This window comes from Flavobacterium limnophilum (genome assembly GCF_027111315.2).
GTDB lineage: Bacteria > Bacteroidota > Bacteroidia > Flavobacteriales > Flavobacteriaceae > Flavobacterium > Flavobacterium limnophilum.
Window position 1 is genome coordinate 2,296,644 of sequence record NZ_CP114289.2, and the last position, 20,283, is coordinate 2,316,926.

Genomic DNA, 20,283 nt, shown 5'->3' on the forward strand with positions numbered 1-20,283 from the left:
ATACCAAACATCAAAACAAAAAGTAAAGCCCTTATTTTAATTGGGATTTACTGTTTTTTTATGGTACACTACACCCAAAAAATCTTGAAAACAATCTGCTAGAATAAAAAACTGCATTACATTTTTTGAAATTACCAACACAGTAAAATCAATACTTCTTAGGATTTTTATGTTAAATTTTTTCGTACTACGAAAGCCATTGTGATAAACTTCTACAAAAGCTGTTGAATTTTGTGAAAGCAATCTAAAGTAAATAGTTATGAATATCGACAGAATGGAATTTTTGGCATGGATGGAGCGTATCATGGATCGCTTTGATATCCTAAATGAACATATGAACAATGTTCACAAACAACGAAATAACATTGATGGAGAAGAATTACTCGATAATCAGGATCTACTCCAGATGCTAAAAATAAGTAATCGCTCACTTCAGCGTTACCGCTCAACAGGTAAATTACCTTATTACACAATCAGTGGAAAGCTTTATTATAAATTATCTGATATTCATCAGTTTATACGAGATAGTTTTAATGCTCCTTTAAAAAAAACAAAAGACAAAACGTGACAACTAGTGCCATTGGAAGTCAATCTGTGGAATAGATTATTTTATCTCATTAGTTTCGGTAAAACAAATTTCAAAAACCAAGCTGATGGGTAATCAAGATACAGATAAACACCAATTACAAGAACAATTTTCGGATATGTTGTTGGTACTCGATAACAAGAAAAAGAAAATTGAGGTAGTAAAGGGTATTGGAAGTGACAACAAGTTGCAAACGGTCAATCCTGACAAAAAGAATCAAAGCCAGTTTATGCGTGTGGACAAACATGGAGATCTTTTCACAAATTTCTTTTCCAATTTTCTGCATCAACTGAAAGATCCAACCCATTTTAACTTTTTTAGGGTTTCTGCACGGGATGTCATTACTGTAGCCAATAAAATTCAAAAGGCAGTTGACAACTCCGCCAAAACTGGAAAAAAGCTATTTGAAAAATATGAGATAAAAATCGATTATAAACAACTAAACAAAAATAATATGGAAACAAAACAGTCAACATCGGAAGCTGGTGAATACCGCTTCAAACTAGAACAAATAGATTGGAAAGCTATGTCAAATCTAGGAATAAGCAAAGAACGTCTCGAAAAGATGAACTTAATCGACCCCTTATTAAAAGGCTATAAAACCAATGAATTGGTTCCCATAAGCCTTAATTTAGGAAATGCAGTTACCCGAATGGATGCAAGACTCTCCTTGCAGTCCAATGATGAAGGTAAGGTAATCGTTGCCATTCACGGCATTCGTAAAGAACCACAGTTAAATTTTCCATTCTTTGGTCATGAGTTTACCAAAGAAGATAAGGACAATTTACTCAAAACAGGAAATATGGGACGTGTCGTTAATTTAATCAATCCCAAAACAGATGAGATAATACCTTCCATTGTTAGCGTGGACAGATTGACCAACGAACTTGTTGCTTTACGTAGCAACCTCATCAAAATTCCCGACGAAATAAAAGGCGTAAAGTTGGATGAGCAACAAAAACAGAGCTTAATGGATGGTAAATCGCTATACATCGAGGGTATGACATCAAAAAAAGGAGAGCCGTTCAATGCTTCCGTGCAATTCAATGCCGATAAACGCTACGTCGAATTCCTTTTTGACAGAAGCGATACCAATAAACAATCACAAAGCCAACAGCAGAGTCGTTCTGAGCAGCAAGAAGCACCACGAACCTTTAGAGGAAAAGAACTTGACGAACAACAGTATCAGAAATTTAAAGATGGCCAAACGGTGTATGTTAGTGGTTTGGTTGACAAGAACGGAAAAGATTATCAAGGTTACATTACCTTCAACAAAGAAACTGCAAAAACTGGTTTTTCTTTTGACAATCCAAATAAAACAAATGAAAAGGCGCAATCAAAAGGGAATTCTGAAGGTAAAAATAGCGAAGCAACCAAGAATGGCAAGGAACCAGAAAAAGCAGCTCAAGAAAAACCAAAAACTGCTGCCAAATCCAAAGGTCCAAAAATGTAATCATCATAAAAATTCCCATCATGAAAATAGTGATTGCAGAAAAACCGAGTGTTGCCCGAGAGATAGCTGTACTGTTGGGAGCCATTGAAAAGAAAGATGGCTACCTGACGGGCAACGGCTATTATGTAACTTGGGCGTTAGGACATCTAGTATCATTGGCTATGCCCGAAGATTATGGTTTTACAGGTTTTCAAAAAGAAGCCCTACCCCTATTACCCAAACCATTCTTACTTACTGTACGTAAGCTGAAGAAAAACAATAGCTATATTCAAGATGACGGAGCAATGAAACAATTAAAAATCATTGAGCAGCTTTTAAAAAACAGTGAAAGTATCATAGTCGCCACTGATGCTGGTCGAGAGGGAGAACTTATATTCCGTTATATTTATGAATATTTAAAATGTAACCTACCTTTTGAACGGTTATGGATTAGTTCACTGACAGAAAAAGCCATTCTTAAGGGATTTGACAATTTGAAACCAGGAAGAAATTTTGACGGTCTACATTTCGCAGCAGTTGGAAGAAGTCGCGCGGATTGGCTGGTAGGAATAAACGCTTCCCAAGCGTTGAGCATTGCTGTTGGAAGTGGTGTTTATTCTCTTGGAAGGGTTCAAACACCAACATTGGCACTTATTTGTAAAAGATTCTTGGAAAACAAAGCATTTGCCATTGAGAAATACTGGCAGATTGAATTAGAGCACCGTAAGGAATTTATTGATTTCAAAAGTATTTCCTTGACTAAATGGGATGACAATAAAAAGGCTACTGATGCATTGAAATCCATACAACGACAAGGAACAGCTACCGTGACTTCGGTTGAAACAAAAATTATCAATGAACAACCTCCTTTATTGTTTGATCTTACCGCTTTACAAAAAGAAGCCAACATAAAATTAAATTTATCTGCGGAAGAAACTCTAAACATCGCCCAAAGCCTTTACGAGAAGAAATTCATCAGCTATCCACGCACTGGAAGTAAGTATGTTACTGAAGATATTTGGGCTGAAATACCCAAACTGATAAGCATATTGGAAGAAATGGAAAAGTTTAAGGCAGTTGTTTCTAATGTAAAAAAAGGACGTCTCAACAAACGTATCGTCAACGATTTAAAAGTTACAGATCATCACGGTCTATTGATAACGGATAAAATACCATCAGCCTTATTACCTAAAGAAAATATCATTTATGAAATGATTGCATACCGCTTATTGGAAACCGTTTCCAATCCCTGCAACAAACAAATTACCGATATTAATTTACAAGTACTCCATTATGATTTTGCAGTAAAAGGGTGTACAATTCTTGATTCAGGCTGGAGATCCATCAAAGGAAACTTTACAGATGAAGACAGTAGCCCCATCACAGATCTACCAGAAGTAAAAATTGGTGACGAGCTAAAGTTTAGGGGAACAAAAGTTTTGGAAGGAAAAACCAAGCCACCAGTCCTCTTCACTGAAGCGGGACTACTGACAGCTATGGAAAGTGCTGGAAAACTGATTAAAAATCAAGAAGAACGCAAAATATTGCAAGACATAGGTATTGGTACTCCAGCTACACGGGCCAGTATTATTGAAACGCTTTTTAAAAGAGAATATGTCAAGAGAGAAAAGAAATCTTTAGTCCCAACAGCAAAAGGATTAAAAGTTTACGAACTCGTAAAAGACCAAAAAATTGCCGATGTAGCCATGACAGCCCAGTGGGAATTAGCCTTGCAAAAGATAGAAAACAACGAGGGAGATGTAGCTGATTTCCAAAAAGAAATGGAAAATTATACCAGAACCATTACGCAAGAATTACTTTCCTTATCTGTCGAAAGTGAAAAACAACCAGAACTAGTTTGTCCGAAGTGCAAGATTCAGAAATTGGTAATTCGAGATAAATTAATAAAATGTTTGGATGAAGACTGTAACTGGGTTCAATTTCGAAAGATATGTGGGATTCAGTTAAATCTAATGGATCTAGAAATGTTAATTAACAAAGGTAGAACCAGTCTTCTCAAGGGAATGATTAGTAAATCAGAAAAGAAATTCGATGCTTTCATCGTTATGAACAGCGACGGAAAGACCTCCTTTACTTTTCCTGAAAAGACAAAAAGAAAATAAAAAAAAGGCTGTTTCTAAAATTTGAAACAGCCTTTTATGCTTATTTTTTAGACTCGACCAAAGACAATTTTCTAAATTCTTTTAAAAATTTTTCTAGTTCTAGAGAAGATTTACGTGCTCTAGTTCCTGCTGCTTTATTTCCTTTTTCTGTTTGTAATTCTGCATCCGATTTGAATGTTTCAAATTCAGCAGCGATTTTTTCGATTAGATCTTTCATAGTTGATTTTATTTATTACCTAGTTACAAAACTAACAATTACAAATGACATTTAATCTAGGTAAAGAAATTTACATCGATAATCTTTCTTCTTCTTTAGAGACAATTTATAGCCAATAAAAGCCAAACCATACCAGATATTCTGATTACTACTAGGAGCATCCTACATTTATCCATTAATATAAATTATACAAATTATGGATACGCTACAAAAAGACCTCTCCTATTTCAATTTAAGACTGCAAGAATTTCTCCAAACGAGTTTTCCAGAAAAAGCTTGGGATACCAAATTTATAGAACAACGTTCTCAGAGATCTGCGAATGCTTATGAAGCAGCATTTATGGCAGGTAATTCCGTTGGACAATGTGAGGAAATAGCTAATTACATTCTGTTTGAAGGATTTTTTCATTTCTAACTTCAATTCTAAAATATCTTCTATTTTGAATATTTCAGCATAATCTTTCATACTACCAATTTGAATTTTTATTGGTTCAATTTTGTTATTTTCTATATAAAATCGGAATTCTTTTTGGTATTCAAATTCAATAGGTTTTTCGAATAGTGTTATTTCTCTACAAACTTCTTCTTTATCATAATAATCTACAAGACCATGATTAAATTTTAAGTTATTTTTTTTGAGTTCATTTTCTATTTTATTAAAGAAAAGCTGTAAATTTTTAATCATTAATCCATATGTACCAAAACGCAAATTTCTTTTATCAAACTCAAAATCTAATGGATTTGGAAATCCTTTTGAAGATATTGCATACAAGGAATAGATGTTTCCTAAAACTTCTTTGTAGCTTTCTTTTAAATGAACTTTGACATAATTAAATTCTCTGTCAATTCCAGATATTTTAAAAGTTCCAGGTAAAGAATTAATTACTTTTGAAACTCCTTCGTATTTATCACCTCGTAATTCTTCATCTTCGACTTTTCGGAAATATTCAATTGTATTCATGTAGATTGTTCCATTTTCGAATAAATCAAGAATGTTTTCTTCACTACCTAATTTTAAGAATAATTTTATTGTGTGTTGCATTATAAGTTTTCTAAACTTTAACGAACATATAAGCCATTTTTCAAAATGCTTAATAATGAATTTTTATTGTATATAAAATGAAATAATGTATGTGCACTAATGTTTGTTTCCATGTAAATATTAATCTTCTATTACAACTTTATAATTGTCATTATTAATTTTTAATTCATATTTTTTTACATTATTACCTTTTAAATAAGCATCTAATCTTGAATGTTTTATAATTGTAATGTTTTCTGTATTTTTCTCTTTTTTATAACTAAGCATGACATATTTTTTTGAAACCATATTGTAATAAGCTTCAGCTTTTTTTGAAACCATAGTTCCGGATGGAAATATAAAATCAGTTTCAACAAATTCTAATTTTTCTAATCTTAATCCTTTCATATAGTTTAGACCACAATTTCTAAGAATTATTGGTTTATTCATTTCTGATTTATAAACTTCAGTGTCAAGATTATCATCTTTAAAATAAAAGTTAGATTTCACATAAGTATCACAAATAGAAAAAAGTTTATTCCAATATTTAGCATTTGGATGGAATAAAGTATCATTGATTTTTTTAATTCTATGTGGTGCACTTTCAAAGTGTATTATTTTATAATTCTCCATACTAATTAAAATAAAGGTGTATCTGATTTTGGTTTAATCAAAGGCATTTCAACTTTTAGCATAACAGGCATAGGAAAGTCAACACCCATTAATATTGCTTCTCCAGAACCCAAAACAGGTAGAAATGATAATGTATCTCGATTAGCTGATGAACAAGCATTGGCAATAGCTTCTTTGTCCTGATGATTTATTAATCTATGAGTAATAAATGTTCCTATTTGACTTAATGTACCATTTGGAATGTCTCTAGGCATCTGTGTAGCAATGCAAAGAAATAAACCATATTTTCTACACTCTTTTGCTATACTATCAAATGAACTTAGTTCTGTGGTTTCAAAATATTCATCTTTTACTTTCTTGTTTAAAAATTGATGTGCTTCGTCAATAAATAAGACTAAAGGTTTCTCTTTAAAAGTGCCAATTCTAGATTTGTTTAGTAAATATTTACCAATAGCATTTGCTAAAATCTCTCTTGACTGAAAATTAAACGGAACATTCTCAAATCCAATTCTTAAAATACATTTAGTTTCATCTTTTATAAAACTTTCAATCATTTCTATTATATCTACCTCATCAACAATAGAATTGAAGCCAAACATTTTTTTGAAATCATTATCATTTATCGTATTATTAATTCTCATGATTAGACTTGTACTATTTCCGAAATTTCTTCCATCTTGAAAAGTTTGCCAACGGTCACCATTTATTTGATAACATTCATTTATAATTTGTTGAGACAATTTGTTTATGTCAAAAAAGCTTGAATTATCGTCTTCAATTTCAGTTTTATAAATGTAATGTGCATTATTGTACGGTCTTGTTTCATTTCCGCATTTAACAACGCAACCATTCTCAATTACTAAGTCTTTATCTTTTATTTTAAATGTAATTCTTTCTTCAGCTATCGAGTGCGCATACTTATCTTTATCTCTAAGCATGCAATGTGCAATTTTCAAAGATTTTATAGCTTCAAGTAAAATAGGTTGTTGTACCTGTCCAGATGGTCTAAATAAAACAAATAAGTCACCAATAGTTAACTTTGAATAAGGAAAAAAAGATGAAGTAGCAATAACTGTTTTTGAAACTTTAGGATCTTCATCTAAGCTTGAATATTCTCCTGTTGCATCAATCAAAATAGATTTGCTATTATTAATTTTTAGTGCTTCCAATAATTTACTAACAGTATAACTTTTACCACCACCTGTTGTTCCAACCACTGCACAATGTCTTCCAAAAATTGCTTGTTGTGATAATTGGACAATTGTTGATTTATCATAAGTTAATCTTCCTAACTCAATTACAGGAGCTGTATCTTTATGTTCTTTTTTTACTCCAAAACCTTTGAAATATCCTTTTATAAATTCAGAAGAACAAATAAATACTTTTGCACCAATCATCGGTAAGGAATTTAATCCTTTATCGATATTTGATGGTTCAAAAAGTTCAAAAGACAATAATATTTCTATTTTTCCAGTTGGATGAAATTCTTTTGTATTAAATGATTTTTCACTAAGTTCAAGTCGCTCTTTCTCAGGCAAACTTAATTCAAGGATTTTACCTAAGAAACCATATTTCTCACCTTCAATTACAACATAGTTTCCAACTAAACCACCTTTTAATTCTTCACCGTAAAAAGTAAAAGATTTCATCAACACAGAAGAAGGAAAATGAACTTTTACATATTGAGGTGTAACTTGATTAATGTATCCAATAAAATGGCTATGATTAAATGGATTATTACTCATGCTTTGAACTGTTTAAATTGAGAATAATCTTTTTTGCATCCTCTTGATTGTACGATTTTAAATCAGGATAATATTTAGCAAAGTCATCAAAGACTTCGTCAACTAATACGATGTTGTTATGAATTTTAGCTGCTTCAAAAATTGGGTTAAATGACTTTGACCAATTATCAATTTGTTTGTTTACAACCATTAGTTGAAATCCTGGGTTTTGTTCTAAAGCTTCAACAATAGCCGTTACAATATGTTTATCGTTAAAACTAAAACCAATACAAATCAACAATGTATTTTCATTTCTAACATTTTGTTGGAAACGTGACATCATTTCAAAATATGGCTGCTCATAAGAACTTTCATATTTACTATCTTTTGGATAAATCATTAATGATTTATCAGGTTCATCTTTTTGAATAATTTGGTTTTCTTCATTGGTCCAATCAACTGAACCATGTGGCTTATATAAATGAAATACTTTTTGAATGAAATTGTCTTCTTCTTTTACACGACTTGAATTTCTTGAGACTATATCCAGTTCAAAATTTCGACCACTGAAAGTTCTTGGATGTGAAAATGAGAAACCATCTATAATAGTAAAATTCTTTTTCCTACCAGCTTGCTCAAATAAAGTGTCATAGTTTAATGTGAAAATTTTAGCTCTAGGAAGTGTTACTTTACGCTTTGTTATTTTTTCAATAAAAAGAGAATGTGGAGCATTTTCAGGTAATCTTAAAGTACAGTTTGTTTTTATAATATCTTCTATTTTTTTGATTACATCCTCAATGACAATTTTTACTTTACCTTCATCTGGAATATGCTCAACATAATTTTTAGAAATATTTGCTAAGGAAAGTAGCTTTTCCAAGTTTTTCACATATTGTTCTTCTTCACCTTCATTTTTAAACTTATCTTCATACTTTACTAACTTACAAAATCCGTGAAGTGTTTCGTCCGAAATTACTTCTTTGACATCATCCCATAGTTGAGCTAATAATCTTCCTTTTCGTTCTTTAGTTTCTTCTCCAATTTGAATATCCTTTCCAATACCAACTGAAGAGCCAGCTCCAGTTAGTACTACTAAGTTTTCGAACTGATTATTCAAAAATTCCGCATATTTCTCTCTCTTTTTAGAAATGGCAAACTTCAGTTTATCATCATAAGATGTTCCTTCATCAAACTTATGCAAATTACTATCAATATAAATGTTGCAATCAATTGTTTCATCAACTCCTTCTTGATCTGATTTTATTCTTTCTATTTCAACAGATTTTTTGCCATTTATATATATAAATTCTTTCATGTCACTTAATAAATTAAGCCCGTAAATTAATCAATTTTTACAGATTTTATGCATAAAATATATAAAAAGTTATTCAACGAGATGATTTTTCCCCTGAGTTATATGTTTTCACATAATGGTAAGTCCTAAATAATCAATACAGATTAATAAACAAAATAGAATTAACCTTCTTGCACCAAATGCTGTAAATCTGGATCCTTTTTGATCCTTTCCAATTCAGTTTCGATAATTAGAACAATATCCCGTTTTATTTGCCTGTAATTAGCTTCTATTTCTTCTTTCATTTTATCTTTACCGTGTTCATCCACGAAAGATAAAATCTCAGGTATCTTTTTATAAACTTTAGTTTCGGCAGCTACTTTAGCATTATCCACTACGATTTCAGCATTAAAAATTTTCTGTTCAATACGCTCATCAAAATTATCCGAAACAGCTCCCACAAACATTCCTTGTGTAAGAGTCGAAATTTTGGATGCAGGGATAAGACTGTCCAACTGGGTCGAAATGGAGGTAGATTTATCGCTTCTATTGATAGTCAGGCTTTGTCTTTTCTGTAATACTTTGCCAAAACGTTCTGATAAACTTTTAGCAGTCTCTCCAACAACTTGTCCGCTAAAAATATTACCAACCGTATTTTGAATAACTTTACTTTCTTTGTCACCATAATCACGGGTTAATTGGGAATAATCCTGAAACCCCAAACAAACGGCTACTTTATTGCTTCTGGCAGTGGCAATCAGATTATCCAATCCTCTAAAGTATATAGTTGGTAATTCATCAATAATGACTGAACTTTTTAGTTTTCCTTTCTTGTTTATCAGTTTTATGATTCTAGAATTATACAACCCCAATGCAGCCGAATAGATATTCTGCCTATCGGGATTATTACCAACGCAAAGTATTTTCGGTTCATTTGGATTATTGATATCTAATGAGAAGTCATCTCCTGTCATTACCCAATAAAGTTGTGGTGAAATCATTCTTGATAGAGGAATTTTAGCGGAAGCTATCTGTCCTTGCAACTGGTCTTGTGCCCCACCTTGCCACGCATCCATAAAAGGTGACAAATAATTTTCGAGATCTGAATAAGAAGTAAGGATGGTAAATACATCTGCGTATTTCTTATTGAGCAACTCAATGGCGTGAGGAAATGTACAGTACTTTCCGTTATCATATATTTTTAGAAACCAGATAATGGCGGCTAACAAGATTATCGGAGATTCCACAAAGAAATCTCCCTGCTTTTGTATCCAACTTCGGTTAAGGTTTAGCATAATGGTATAAGCCGACTCATAAGCATCTGATATGTCCGTCATAAAATTTGGATTGATGGGATTACAACGGTGGCTTCTTCGCGGGTCATCGAAATTAATGACATAGAATTTTGGCTCTACTTTATACTTATCGGCATGCTTCAGCAAATGATTGTAGGCGATGGTAGAAAGGTCATCAAATTTAAAATCATAAATGTACATCGAAAACCCCTTTTCAATATGCTGCTTGATGTAATTGTTTATTACGGCATAACTTTTACCCGATCCTGGTGTACCCAAAACAATGGAAGCTCTAAAAGGGTTTACTACGTTAATCCATCCCTCATTCCATTTGCCTTTATAATAAAACGTGGTTGGAAGATTAACGGAATATTCATTTTTCATCAATTTGGTTTCTTGCATAAAACTTTCGTTCTCGTTATTGAAGACATCATCCATTAGGTTGGTACGGAGTAAACGACTAATCCATACACCAGCCACCATTAAAGCAATGTAACCTAGTGAAGTTGTCAGAATATATAAAGATGTTGCCATTCCTGAAGATAGTCGTAATAATGGAGTATTCAAAAAGAAAAGAACAAAACCGATTGTTAAGGCTGAGTAGATTTTGGTCCAGGTTATCTTTTCATTTTTTACTCCCTTGGTTCCCAAACAACTTAATGCGAGTAAAACCAAAGCAAAGAGTTTGGAATATAAAGTATTGGAAAACAAGCTTGCTGTCCGTTGAAAATTACCTAATATTTTGTTGATTAGTTCAAGTGTCCAACCCCGTTCCAAAAAAAAGCCATAACAAAACCAGTAAAAGTGCATTAATACCAGCTGGATGCTGACTGCACGCATAAAAGCCATTATTTTGGCCAGTCCTCTTACATCGTCCTCTCCTTGCATATTTTAATGAATTGAATGTTGCAGCTGAATGTAGAACAAAAACAAAATCCTTGACAGCATAAGGAACTAGATGGCTGTCAGTGGCACTATTTGGCTATTTGAACATTGAATAGGTGAAAGAGAAAATCTATTTTTGGTCTCCATTTCTTCTGCGTTTCTTCTTTTTATTCATTTGGTTGGCAAATTTTTGTTCTTCATAATCTTCGCCCTGCGCTTGAGGCAGTAATCCACCCATTGCTTCAATTAATCCAAGATTATCATTGCTATTCTCAGTTTGTCTTTGATTAAGAAAATCAAAAAGTTCGTGAGGTTGAGCTGTTTCTGTTGGTGGATTTTCTTTTTTAATGGATGATAAATGAATGGAGTCATCCTTCATCATTTCTGGGCGTTTTTCAGTATTTCCATCTTTCCACCAATCATTGAAAACGTTGGCAGAAAGATTTTTGTCTAATTGTGAGCCATTCCAAACGGTACGGGATTCGTGGTCAATAAAAGTCATTCCATAAATACGTCCTTCTTTGTTCCGACGGACAACCATATTAATTCCTTGCTCCAGTAATTGTTTCTTGAATTCAGTTTCACTGGGAGTTGTATACATAGCTATTTCAATGGTGTTTTTTAGTACCGTTTTTGCTTGTGACGCTTTCATCTTTTCTTTCGATTTCCCAAAATGTTTTTGTAAATTTTCCAAACCTGCATAGCGACCAAAGCGTGATGCCTTGAACGGATTACTAGCTTTTTCTCCCAGCTCGTTCAATGCAAAATAGACCAATCCCTGTTTAGGCTGACCGTTTACTTCTCCTTTTACTTCCTCAGTGGTAATGTTAAAAAGGGAAAGTAGTGCACTATAAGCTCCCAAACTTTGGTACTCGTAATACTTTGGTAAGTGTCGAACTACTGAAGCTATCTGGCTCTTTACATTAACTTCTTTATAATCTACTGGTCTGAAAATTGCTTCTTTTGGATTGCGTTCTTTTTCCGTTGCCGGTAGTAGTTCATAATGTTGTTCCAATGTACGGCAGGCATTCATGGAACGTAATTTTTCATAAGAATCCGATATTTTTTTACCGTTACGATCTACACATGTTGATACAATGTGAATGTGAGTTCGTTCAATGTCGGTATGTTTGAAAACTACATAAGGCTGTTCACCATAACCCATGAGTTCCATATAATCTTTGGCTAGCAGTTTAAAGCTTTCATCATTTACCTGATCTCTCGGGTCGGGATTGAGCGATATATGCAAAACAGGCTTTTCCGTTCGCTTGTTTGCAATTAGATAAGGTTCAAATGAACTGTGTAATTGAGCAACGGTATAATTTCCATTGATGGTTTCTCTCATTCGATGGGTTGCCAATACCTCCCCTTTTTCCGTATCAACTTTCAGTTGATTATAAGAAAGTGCACCAATCATATTTGCTCCACGATTAATCTTGGCTATCATTTTTTTGGTTTTTAATCAAATATTTGTTTTCAAACTCCTCAGTCAACTGCGTGATTTCACGGCATAACTTCGCTAATTCTACTGTTTGTTTTTCCAGTTTAAACAGATATGCCGCCGCTTTCTTTTCGGAAAAATTGCGATACAATAGTTTTACTATCTGATTGTAATTGACGCCAACGGAACGAAACTGACCATACAAAGTAGTTAACCGCATGTAATAATCCATTGCAGCTATATCTATTTTTACAGTTTTAATTTGCTTTTCAAACAAAATGGAAGTAATGAAATGAGCTTTATTATCTGCACCTGAAGCTTCAAAAAGGGAAAGGAATTTAGCATTTTCCTCGTCCGTAAGACGAAAAACATAACGGTGGATGCTCGGATTCTTTTTAAGATTCCGACCACCTTTATGCTTTCCATTGTTTTGTTCTCCATTCATCATCAATCCATTTTAATATTTTACAAAACACCGACTTCGGAGGATGTTTTAAGCCCCTGCAAGGGCAAGTTGTTTTGAGGCACGGAATTCATTTCGAGTGCCTCAAAACACAACTTGCTCTGTTCTGTCGAACAGATAATCCGTCCGCCTGTCGACGGAACCGGATTGAATAAAGCAGGGAAAAACGGCTTAGTGCCGTTCCCGTTAATGCCCCAATATTGATTTGATTCATGCATTTGAATTACTTTGATTAAGATTACACAAAGTAAACCATTGAATGCAAAACCATTATGAGCTAAGGAATTGCCAAACATTGCCAATAAATGCCAAACATTGCCATAATAATAAAAGCACCCATATAGCTCTATTTCTTTGTACTTATAAATGGACATAAGGTTATAAATAGCTATTTGGGTAACAACATAACTACGCAACTACTGTCGTAGAAAAGTATGACCATAGAATTATAATTAGGTATGCATTGAAATAGCCAATTATGAACTTAAGCACAAAGAAATTCAGGTACATACACTAGTCTGTTGGTAAAAACCTACCTGTGTACATACGGTTGTAAAAACAGATGCAGCAACATAAATAGTTTGGTATATAAGTGCCTAACCATATACTGCTGACCAGAGTGACAATCATATATAGGAACAGGAATACTTACATAAATAATTAAAAAATAATTAAAAGATGAATTCAAAAAACAAAACAGTATTTATCGCTTTTTCTTCCCAAAAAGGCGGTGTCGGAAAAAGTACTTTTACAACATTGGTTGCAAGCACCTTGCACTATAGATTGGGCTATAATGTCGCAGTATTTGATGCCGATTTTCCACAACATAGTTTGATGAAAATGAAATCCCGTGATTTGGCAATGGTAATGGAAAATGAGCATTTGAAAAGGTTGGCGTACAAACAATTTACCACCATCAACAAAAAAGCTTATCCGATTATGCAACACAAAGCCGAAAGTGTATTGGAAGCAGCTCAGGAATTTTTAAATGCTTCTTCAGCAACTGTTGATGTAGTATTCTTTGATCTCCCTGGAACGGTAAACACTCCTGGTATTTTGAAAGCACTGGCCGGAATGCATCATATTTTTACGCCCATTACTGCTGACCGTCTGGTAATGGAAAGTACACTGATTTTTACACAGCTTCTACAGGATGTGATTATGAAAAAAGGGGAAACTTCCATTGAAACCATTAATCTGTTTTGGAATCAGGTGGATGGAAGGGAAAGTACACCTTTATATGAGATTTATAACAAGCTCATTGAGCAATTGGGATTAAGTCTTATGGAAAGCCAAATCAAGAACAGCACCCGTTTTCGAAAAGAAGGTGAAGAGAATAGCAAAACCACATTTCGTTCTACTGTAATGCCTCCCGATGAACGCTTAATGAAAGCTTGCCATTTAGACCAGTTTATAAAGGAATTTTTAAAGATCATTCAATCATAGTGGTATGGAGAAAGAGAACAAAAAAAAATCTACTCCAGAAATTAATGAGGAGTTGATGATGAACCTGATGGTCGATGGAGTGAAAAAGGATGGTTTACAGCTTCCTCTAAAACAGATCGAAGAACAAGTTGAGGAAGCTATTAAGCCCACGGAGCTCCCAAGTGCAAAATCTGTGATTAAAGAAAAAAGCAGAAAAAGGACAAGCGAAATGGAGTACGAAAGTATTTTTTTCAAAAGACCCGATACCAATGCACGTGATGGAAAAACAGCCTATATCCGACCTGATTTTCACGAAAAACTATCCCGAATTGTTCAAGTGATAGGCGAAGATAAAATAACTATTTATGCTTATTTAGATAATTTGTTGAGCTACCATTTTCAAGAATTTGGAGAACAAATAACCAAGAGTTTTAATGATAAATACAAACCTATTTTATAATAGACGACATGGAAATAGTAATAGTTATATGTCTGTTGATTGTTATTGCGCTATTGGTGGAGGATAAGATTGTTATCAGGAAAAAGAAGGTGCAAATCCCAACCCAGAAAAAATCCAATCCGAATCTACCCGATATTATGGGGCAGCCCAAACCAATGAGAAGTCTTTCAGTGCCAAAAAGTGCCACTGAAAGCCCAAATAAAAAGCAGGAACAGGAAACAGATAATTTTGGTTTTGAAATCGACGATGAAGATGTTGACATACAAATTCCGCAGGAAGAACTGGATGAAGTTTTTGGAAATGCACCTGATTTGGAGGAAGAGGAAGAAGAATGGAACAGGTATGGAATATCCGGTGGGGATAACGGTTTTGCCCAAGGGGTTACCTTTGAAGAACTAAGCTCCGTGGGGATGCTGCTACAAAAAGAAAAATTGGAGCCATTTCAAAAGGAAACAGCAGTTGCTATAGTTCAGAAAATACAAGGAACCGAATTATTTAGCCTATTGGAAAGTTCCATGGAAAGTGCGTCCCGTAAAATAGCCGAGCTGTTGGACGGGAGCCTTTCTTTTGAAACGGATGCTGGTTCTTCCAGTTTGCGGAAAAATGATTTGGAGAATTTTGATATTGGGGAGTTTGTGTAGGCAAGCTCTCTATTTTTGTAATTTGAATTAAATCTTTATATTATTAATTTATTGAAAAAACTATAATTAAGTGTTACAAAAACATAATCATTATCAAATGTTTTCTTTTTTACATGTCTGAAATAGTGGCGTTTATAATTGTATTTGAAAATAAATAACTATTGTAAAATGATTTTTGTTTTTGACCTGTTTTTTTCTCCTTTCGGAAAAATGAATACAAAGCTATTATAGGTGTTATTGAAAAAATGATAGCTAGCTTTAAGTTGCTCACCATCTTTTGTCATTAGAGAAATTGTTCCGTTTTCAAGAAATTTTTTTTTGAATTTGAAATCTTGAACGAATGCCCATTTAAAACCAAATTCATTTGGAAGTGTTAACTCCCCAATCTCTTGTGAAAATTTCTTAGAATAAAATAAATCTCTAGTAGTCAATGTATTTGTGAAGCCATTTTGATTGATTGGATGGTTCAAAACTAGCAAAGCACATCTGTTTTTTGATTGTAAAACATAATTTCTAAACGCAGAATGTACTGATGCACCAAATTTCTTACTCAAAGCCATCACTGCCCCCAATCCCAAATTTAACTTTTCGCATTCTTCTAAAAACCGTTCATGTTGAAATAATGTGACAGAAGCAAAATAGTTAGCTTCTGCCTCAAATTGTTCATCATACTCTTCACTTAAAGTTTCGTCATTGTCTAAAGCTAAGATTACCTCATCTTGCCACGATAAAACTCCATGACCAATTTCATGTAACTTAACAAAGTTCTTTTTCCCAAGATTTTTATCAAGATTTACGTCTATATATATGATTTTCTCTTCTCTATAAAAAAAACCTTTTATTTTTGATAAAGCATGTAGTAAAGCCTTTTTAGAAGGATCCACTAATTTTTCTTTGAATGAGTCAAAAAAAGAATCATCAATGTTCTGCAAATCTATTTTATTATCAACTGCAAAATTTGAATATGACAAAATCTTATCTACAGGTGTAGGGAAAATATCGAAAGATTTACTTTCTTTTAAAATATTATGAGATATCTTTTCAATTTCTTTTCGAGTAAAATCATCTATCATAATTCCCTTTTACGTGATTTAATAAATTCTAAATATTTCAAAACATCATTTCTTTCGTCTTCTGTTAAATCTTCAGCTCGAAAAGCTATTTTCTGGGCAAAATTCAAATTAATTTCTTCCTGTTGAGCCTCATTTTTATCTATCATTTTAGCGTTTGAAAGAAGTGTCTTTAAAGACACTTTATATAAAGATGATAGTTTTGATAAGATATTAACTGATGGATTTTTAATTTTTTCATTTTCTAACTGACTAAGATAAGCATTAGAAATATCTGTCATTTCTTCAACTTGTCTTAATGTAAGCCCTACATTTTTTCTTGCATCTTTTAAAGTTGCTCCAAGTGAACTCATTGTTTTTTTTTACAAATATACATATAATGCTTAATATATCAAGCAAAATTTTAATTAAAATCTAAATATGCAAAAAAAACTTGCTTGATATATTTAGATTTTATACTTTTGTCATGTTTATAAATTTTAAATAAAGAAACACTGATAGATAAAATAAAAAAAACCCAATCGAACTTGGCGGTACGGATTGGGTTTATAGGGAACAAGTTTTTCGACGACTTTCAAATACTTAGGCTTATCACCTCAGTATCCCTCTATTTTGTTGTGTAAAACTAATATGTTTTTTAATAAAAACAAATTTTTAACAACAAAAACCGCTTGAAACTTATCTCTCCGTGAGTTTTTTAAGGATTAGGAGTGTTAATAATTTAAAAAAACACGAAGTATGAATGCACATGTAGGCGGTCAAGATGACCAAAAAGGAAGACCTTCTTTATTATTGATTGTTGAAGGCAAAGAATTTAATTGGTTCGAACAGTACATTACTGGGAAACAATTAAAAGAGTTGAGAGGATTACCTCTTGATTGTGAATTATTTTTGGATATAATTGAACCATGGAAAGATGATGCTATTTTAAACGATGAAGTCGTTGACCTAGCAAGAACTGGAATTGAGCAATTTTATATCAAGCAGAAATTAAAGTACTCTGTTGATGGGAAAAATTTTGAAACTGATAAGCAGTATATTAAAGGTTCTCAAATTAGAAGACAAGGAAATATTCCAGATGATTATCAAATATTTTTAGATAATAATCAGCCATGGGAAGATGATTTAATTGAGGACAATGAAATTGTTGATTTAGCTAGACCTGGAAAGGAAAAATTCTATTCCAAAAAAGAAGTTACTAAATTTATTATCATTGTAAATGGTAGAGAAAAACAATGGTGTGAAAAAACTATAAGTTTTAGGCAAATTGTTGAATTGGCATTTGGAAATTTTCAAGAAAATCCAAACACTGTTTATACGGTAACTTATGCTAAAGGTCCTCATCAAAATCCTGAAGGTAGTATGGTTAAAGGTGATAAAGTTTTTGTAACTAACAAAATGGTTTTCAATGTTACAGCAACTAATAAATCATAGTCCCGACCTTAAAAGGTTACAAGATGAAGGTTATGAACTTGAGGTTAAAGGTGGATATTTACTTATCCACCATATACCTTATGTAACTCATCTTCGAGAAATCAAATACGGTATTTTGGTTAGTGAATTGTCGTTGGCTAATAGTCAAAGGACTATTAAGCCAAGTACACACGTTATCAATTTTATTGGTGAATATCCATGTAATGCAGATGGTAGTATTATCACAGCTATTCAACATGCTAATCAACAAAACCTTGGTCATGGGATTGTGATTAATTTTTCCTTTTCCAACAAACCACAAAGTGGTTATCTTGATTATTATGAAAAAGTATCTACTTATAGCAAAATTATAAGTTCACCCGCTAAAAACATTGATACGTTAGTTACTGAAAAGACTTTTAGGATAAGAGAAAACGCAATTGATACTGATGTTTTTCAATATATTGACACTAATTCCGGTAGAGCGAAAATTAACCTTATTAATGAAAAAGTTAAAGGACAAAAAATCGCTATCATTGGATTAGGTGGAACCGGTGCTTACATTCTGGATTTACTTTCAAAAACCCCTGTGAATGAAATTCATCTTTATGATGGCGATGTATTTTCGCAACATAATGCATTTCGCTCTCCAGGAGCTGCCGGAAAGGAGGATTTAGATACTGTGCCATCAAAGGTTGACTATTATTATAATCAGTACTCAAAAATTCATCAAAAAATTACTGCACATCATAGTTATGTTTCAAAAGAAAATTTGGAAAAATTACTAACTATGTCTTTTGTATTTATATGTATTGATAATGATGTTTCCAGAAAGTTGATTATCCAATTTTTGTTAAAAAATAATATTTCTTTTATAGATGTTGGACTTGGTGTAAACGTTGTTGATGATACACTTATTGGGACTGTTAGAGTTACTACTGGTACGAATGAAAAAAACAATCATTTAGTTGATAGAATTCCATTTGTTGATGAAGGCAATAACGATTACAACACTAACATTCAAATTGCAGAGTTAAATTGTTTAAATGCCGTTTTAGCAGTAATTAAATGGAAAAAACTCAGTGGTTTTTATCAAGATTTACGAGAAGAGCATCACAGCACTTACTCTATTAATGTTAATCAATTGACAAGTGATGATGTTACAGCATAAATTTGTAGAGTTCATACCTGAACAATTGGAAGATGGAATATTGTATATTTCATTTACTTATTGTACAGCCATACATAAATGCGTGTGTGGCTGTGGTAATGAGGTTGTCACACCTTTTTCTCCTAATGATTGGAAAATGACTTTTGATGGCAAAACTATCAGCTTATCGCCTTCTATTGGAAATTGGAATTTTGATTGCAAATCTCATTATTGGATTAGAAATAGTGAAATTATTTACGCTAGAAAATGGACTGACGAAGAAATTAAAGTTGGTCATGAAAAACCAAAAAAGAAAAAGAAAAAATCTTTTTCAAAATGGTGGAAGAAGAAAAAGTAATCTATCGGTTAAATTAGGAACAGGCTATAAAATAGCCTGTTTTTTTTTGGGGGAAATCATAAAGATCTCTGTTTTTAATCTTTTAAAGTTTAAGCTTTTAGATCAATATTAAAAAGCTTTTGAAAGTTCTATAAACCCTTACATCGCATATTGCGATTTGCAATATAAAAAAATATGGCTACTTAAATTTAATGATTTTATTATTGAAAAGCAGAATCGTTACGTCTTTTTCTGCCAAATCATTCCACTTAAAGACAGCTCGTCTTAAGGTCTTTACTTCTCCAATAGATTTGTTTAAAATCCTGCAAAGAGCAGGAATACAGAACAAATTAATTCATTTCAATCATGAAAAATCAAAGAAAAAAAGTTTTGCTGTCGGCTGTAATTATGCTGACGGGTCTTGGTGCATTTGCACAAGGAAATGGTACTGCAGGAATTACCGAGGCTACCCAAATGGTAACCTCTTATTTTGATCCTGCCACACAGCTTATCTATGCCATCGGAGCGGTAGTGGGCCTCATTGGAGGTGTCAAGGTGTATAATAAATTCAGTAGCGGCGATCAAGATACCAGCAAGACAGCAGCGAGTTGGTTTGGAGCTTGCATCTTTCTCATCGTGGCCGCCACAATCTTACGTTCCTTCTTCCTATAAT

At 32.9% G+C, this 20,283-nt stretch carries 21 protein-coding genes; 11 read left to right on the top strand and 10 right to left on the bottom strand.

Annotated elements, in window-relative coordinates:
• The first annotated feature begins 259 nt into the window (after positions 1-259).
• The 3 genes from OZP13_RS09385 (at position 260) to OZP13_RS09395 (ending at position 4,141) form a co-directional block, all read left to right on the top strand.
• Entirely contained in the window at positions 260-568 is a 309-nt protein-coding gene (locus OZP13_RS09385) for a helix-turn-helix domain-containing protein (RefSeq protein WP_281296946.1), read from the top strand.
• A gap of 85 nt (positions 569-653) precedes the next feature.
• Positions 654-2,039, top strand: a complete 1,386-nt coding sequence (locus tag OZP13_RS09390) for a DUF3945 domain-containing protein (protein ID WP_281296947.1) — start codon at positions 654-656, stop codon at positions 2,037-2,039.
• Between the two features lie 20 nt (positions 2,040-2,059).
• The gene (locus OZP13_RS09395) at positions 2,060-4,141 is read left to right on the top strand and encodes a type IA DNA topoisomerase (protein ID WP_281296948.1); all 2,082 of its coding nucleotides are present in this window, start codon (positions 2,060-2,062) and stop codon (positions 4,139-4,141) included.
• A 40-nt stretch (positions 4,142-4,181) separates the two neighbouring features.
• Here OZP13_RS09395 and OZP13_RS09400 read toward each other — a convergent pair whose 3' ends face one another.
• Positions 4,182-4,358 carry a histone H1 gene (locus OZP13_RS09400; protein WP_269239879.1) on the bottom strand — a complete coding sequence of 59 codons (177 nt, stop codon included), beginning with the start codon at positions 4,356-4,358 and terminating at the stop codon, positions 4,182-4,184.
• 196 nt (positions 4,359-4,554) lie between these two features.
• Here OZP13_RS09400 and OZP13_RS09405 point away from each other — a divergent pair, with 196 nt between their 5' ends.
• Positions 4,555-4,773: a DUF1896 family protein gene (locus tag OZP13_RS09405; protein WP_269239881.1), complete on the top strand. Its 219-nt coding sequence runs from the start codon at positions 4,555-4,557 to the stop codon at positions 4,771-4,773.
• 747 nt (positions 4,774-5,520) lie between these two features.
• On the opposite strand, the gene OZP13_RS09410 is transcribed toward OZP13_RS09405, so the two are convergent.
• From OZP13_RS09410 to OZP13_RS09440, 7 genes are all read right to left on the bottom strand, one after another.
• On the bottom strand, positions 5,521-6,012 hold the full coding sequence (locus OZP13_RS09410; RefSeq protein WP_281296949.1) for a hypothetical protein: 492 nt from the start codon (positions 6,010-6,012) through the stop codon (positions 5,521-5,523).
• A gap of 5 nt (positions 6,013-6,017) precedes the next feature.
• A complete protein-coding gene (locus tag OZP13_RS09415) occupies positions 6,018-7,757 on the bottom strand; it encodes an ATP-binding protein (RefSeq protein WP_269239886.1) in 1,740 nt (579 codons plus the stop codon).
• Positions 7,750-9,051: an SIR2 family protein gene (locus OZP13_RS09420; protein WP_281296950.1), complete on the bottom strand. Its 1,302-nt coding sequence runs from the start codon at positions 9,049-9,051 to the stop codon at positions 7,750-7,752. Before OZP13_RS09420 ends, OZP13_RS09415 begins: the two co-directional genes overlap by 8 nt.
• A gap of 161 nt (positions 9,052-9,212) precedes the next feature.
• Positions 9,213-11,213 (bottom strand): conjugal transfer protein MobC, encoded by a 2,001-nt coding sequence (gene mobC / locus OZP13_RS09425; RefSeq protein WP_281296951.1) that lies wholly within the window; start codon positions 11,211-11,213, stop codon positions 9,213-9,215.
• 127 nt (positions 11,214-11,340) lie between these two features.
• Entirely contained in the window at positions 11,341-12,657 is a 1,317-nt protein-coding gene (mobB, locus tag OZP13_RS09430; protein WP_281296952.1) for a conjugal transfer protein MobB, read from the bottom strand.
• A complete protein-coding gene (gene mobA, locus OZP13_RS09435; RefSeq protein WP_269243659.1) occupies positions 12,641-13,096 on the bottom strand; it encodes a conjugal transfer protein MobA in 456 nt (151 codons plus the stop codon). The genes mobB and mobA overlap by 17 nt, the downstream gene beginning before the upstream one ends.
• Positions 13,097-13,116: 20 nt before the next feature.
• The gene (locus OZP13_RS09440; RefSeq protein ID WP_281296953.1) at positions 13,117-13,488 is read right to left on the bottom strand and encodes a hypothetical protein; all 372 of its coding nucleotides are present in this window, start codon (positions 13,486-13,488) and stop codon (positions 13,117-13,119) included.
• Positions 13,489-13,792: 304 nt separating this feature from the next.
• Here OZP13_RS09440 and OZP13_RS09445 point away from each other — a divergent pair, with 304 nt between their 5' ends.
• Genes OZP13_RS09445 through OZP13_RS09455 form a run of 3 tightly spaced genes read left to right on the top strand, consistent with a single transcriptional unit; the run spans position 13,793 to position 15,640 of the window.
• A complete protein-coding gene (locus OZP13_RS09445) occupies positions 13,793-14,560 on the top strand; it encodes a ParA family protein (protein ID WP_269239894.1) in 768 nt (255 codons plus the stop codon).
• 4 nt (positions 14,561-14,564) lie between these two features.
• Complete coding sequence (locus tag OZP13_RS09450) at positions 14,565-14,999, top strand: DUF3408 domain-containing protein (protein ID WP_281296954.1); 435 nt, start codon at positions 14,565-14,567, stop codon at positions 14,997-14,999.
• An 8-nt stretch (positions 15,000-15,007) separates the two neighbouring features.
• The gene (locus tag OZP13_RS09455; protein ID WP_281296955.1) at positions 15,008-15,640 is read left to right on the top strand and encodes a conjugal transfer protein TraD; all 633 of its coding nucleotides are present in this window, start codon (positions 15,008-15,010) and stop codon (positions 15,638-15,640) included.
• 158 nt (positions 15,641-15,798) lie between these two features.
• Here the strand turns inward: OZP13_RS09455 and OZP13_RS09460 are convergent, their stop codons facing one another.
• Entirely contained in the window at positions 15,799-16,713 is a 915-nt protein-coding gene (locus tag OZP13_RS09460) for an ImmA/IrrE family metallo-endopeptidase (protein ID WP_281296956.1), read from the bottom strand.
• The gene (locus OZP13_RS09465; protein ID WP_269239900.1) at positions 16,710-17,063 is read right to left on the bottom strand and encodes a helix-turn-helix domain-containing protein; all 354 of its coding nucleotides are present in this window, start codon (positions 17,061-17,063) and stop codon (positions 16,710-16,712) included. Before OZP13_RS09465 ends, OZP13_RS09460 begins: the two co-directional genes overlap by 4 nt.
• 385 nt (positions 17,064-17,448) lie before the next feature.
• On the opposite strand from OZP13_RS09465, the gene OZP13_RS09470 reads away from it, so the two are divergent.
• From OZP13_RS09470 to OZP13_RS09485, 4 genes are all read left to right on the top strand, one after another.
• Positions 17,449-18,144, top strand: a complete 696-nt coding sequence (locus OZP13_RS09470; RefSeq protein ID WP_281296957.1) for a multiubiquitin domain-containing protein — start codon at positions 17,449-17,451, stop codon at positions 18,142-18,144.
• The gene (locus OZP13_RS09475) at positions 18,119-19,294 is read left to right on the top strand and encodes a ThiF family adenylyltransferase (RefSeq protein WP_269239904.1); all 1,176 of its coding nucleotides are present in this window, start codon (positions 18,119-18,121) and stop codon (positions 19,292-19,294) included. Before OZP13_RS09470 ends, OZP13_RS09475 begins: the two co-directional genes overlap by 26 nt.
• A complete protein-coding gene (locus OZP13_RS09480; protein WP_281296958.1) occupies positions 19,278-19,631 on the top strand; it encodes a ubiquitination-like system serine protease family protein in 354 nt (117 codons plus the stop codon). Before OZP13_RS09475 ends, OZP13_RS09480 begins: the two co-directional genes overlap by 17 nt.
• Before the next feature lie 345 nt (positions 19,632-19,976).
• Positions 19,977-20,282 (top strand): DUF4134 domain-containing protein, encoded by a 306-nt coding sequence (locus tag OZP13_RS09485; RefSeq protein WP_281296959.1) that lies wholly within the window; start codon positions 19,977-19,979, stop codon positions 20,280-20,282.
• Position 20,283: the final 1 nt, after the last annotated feature.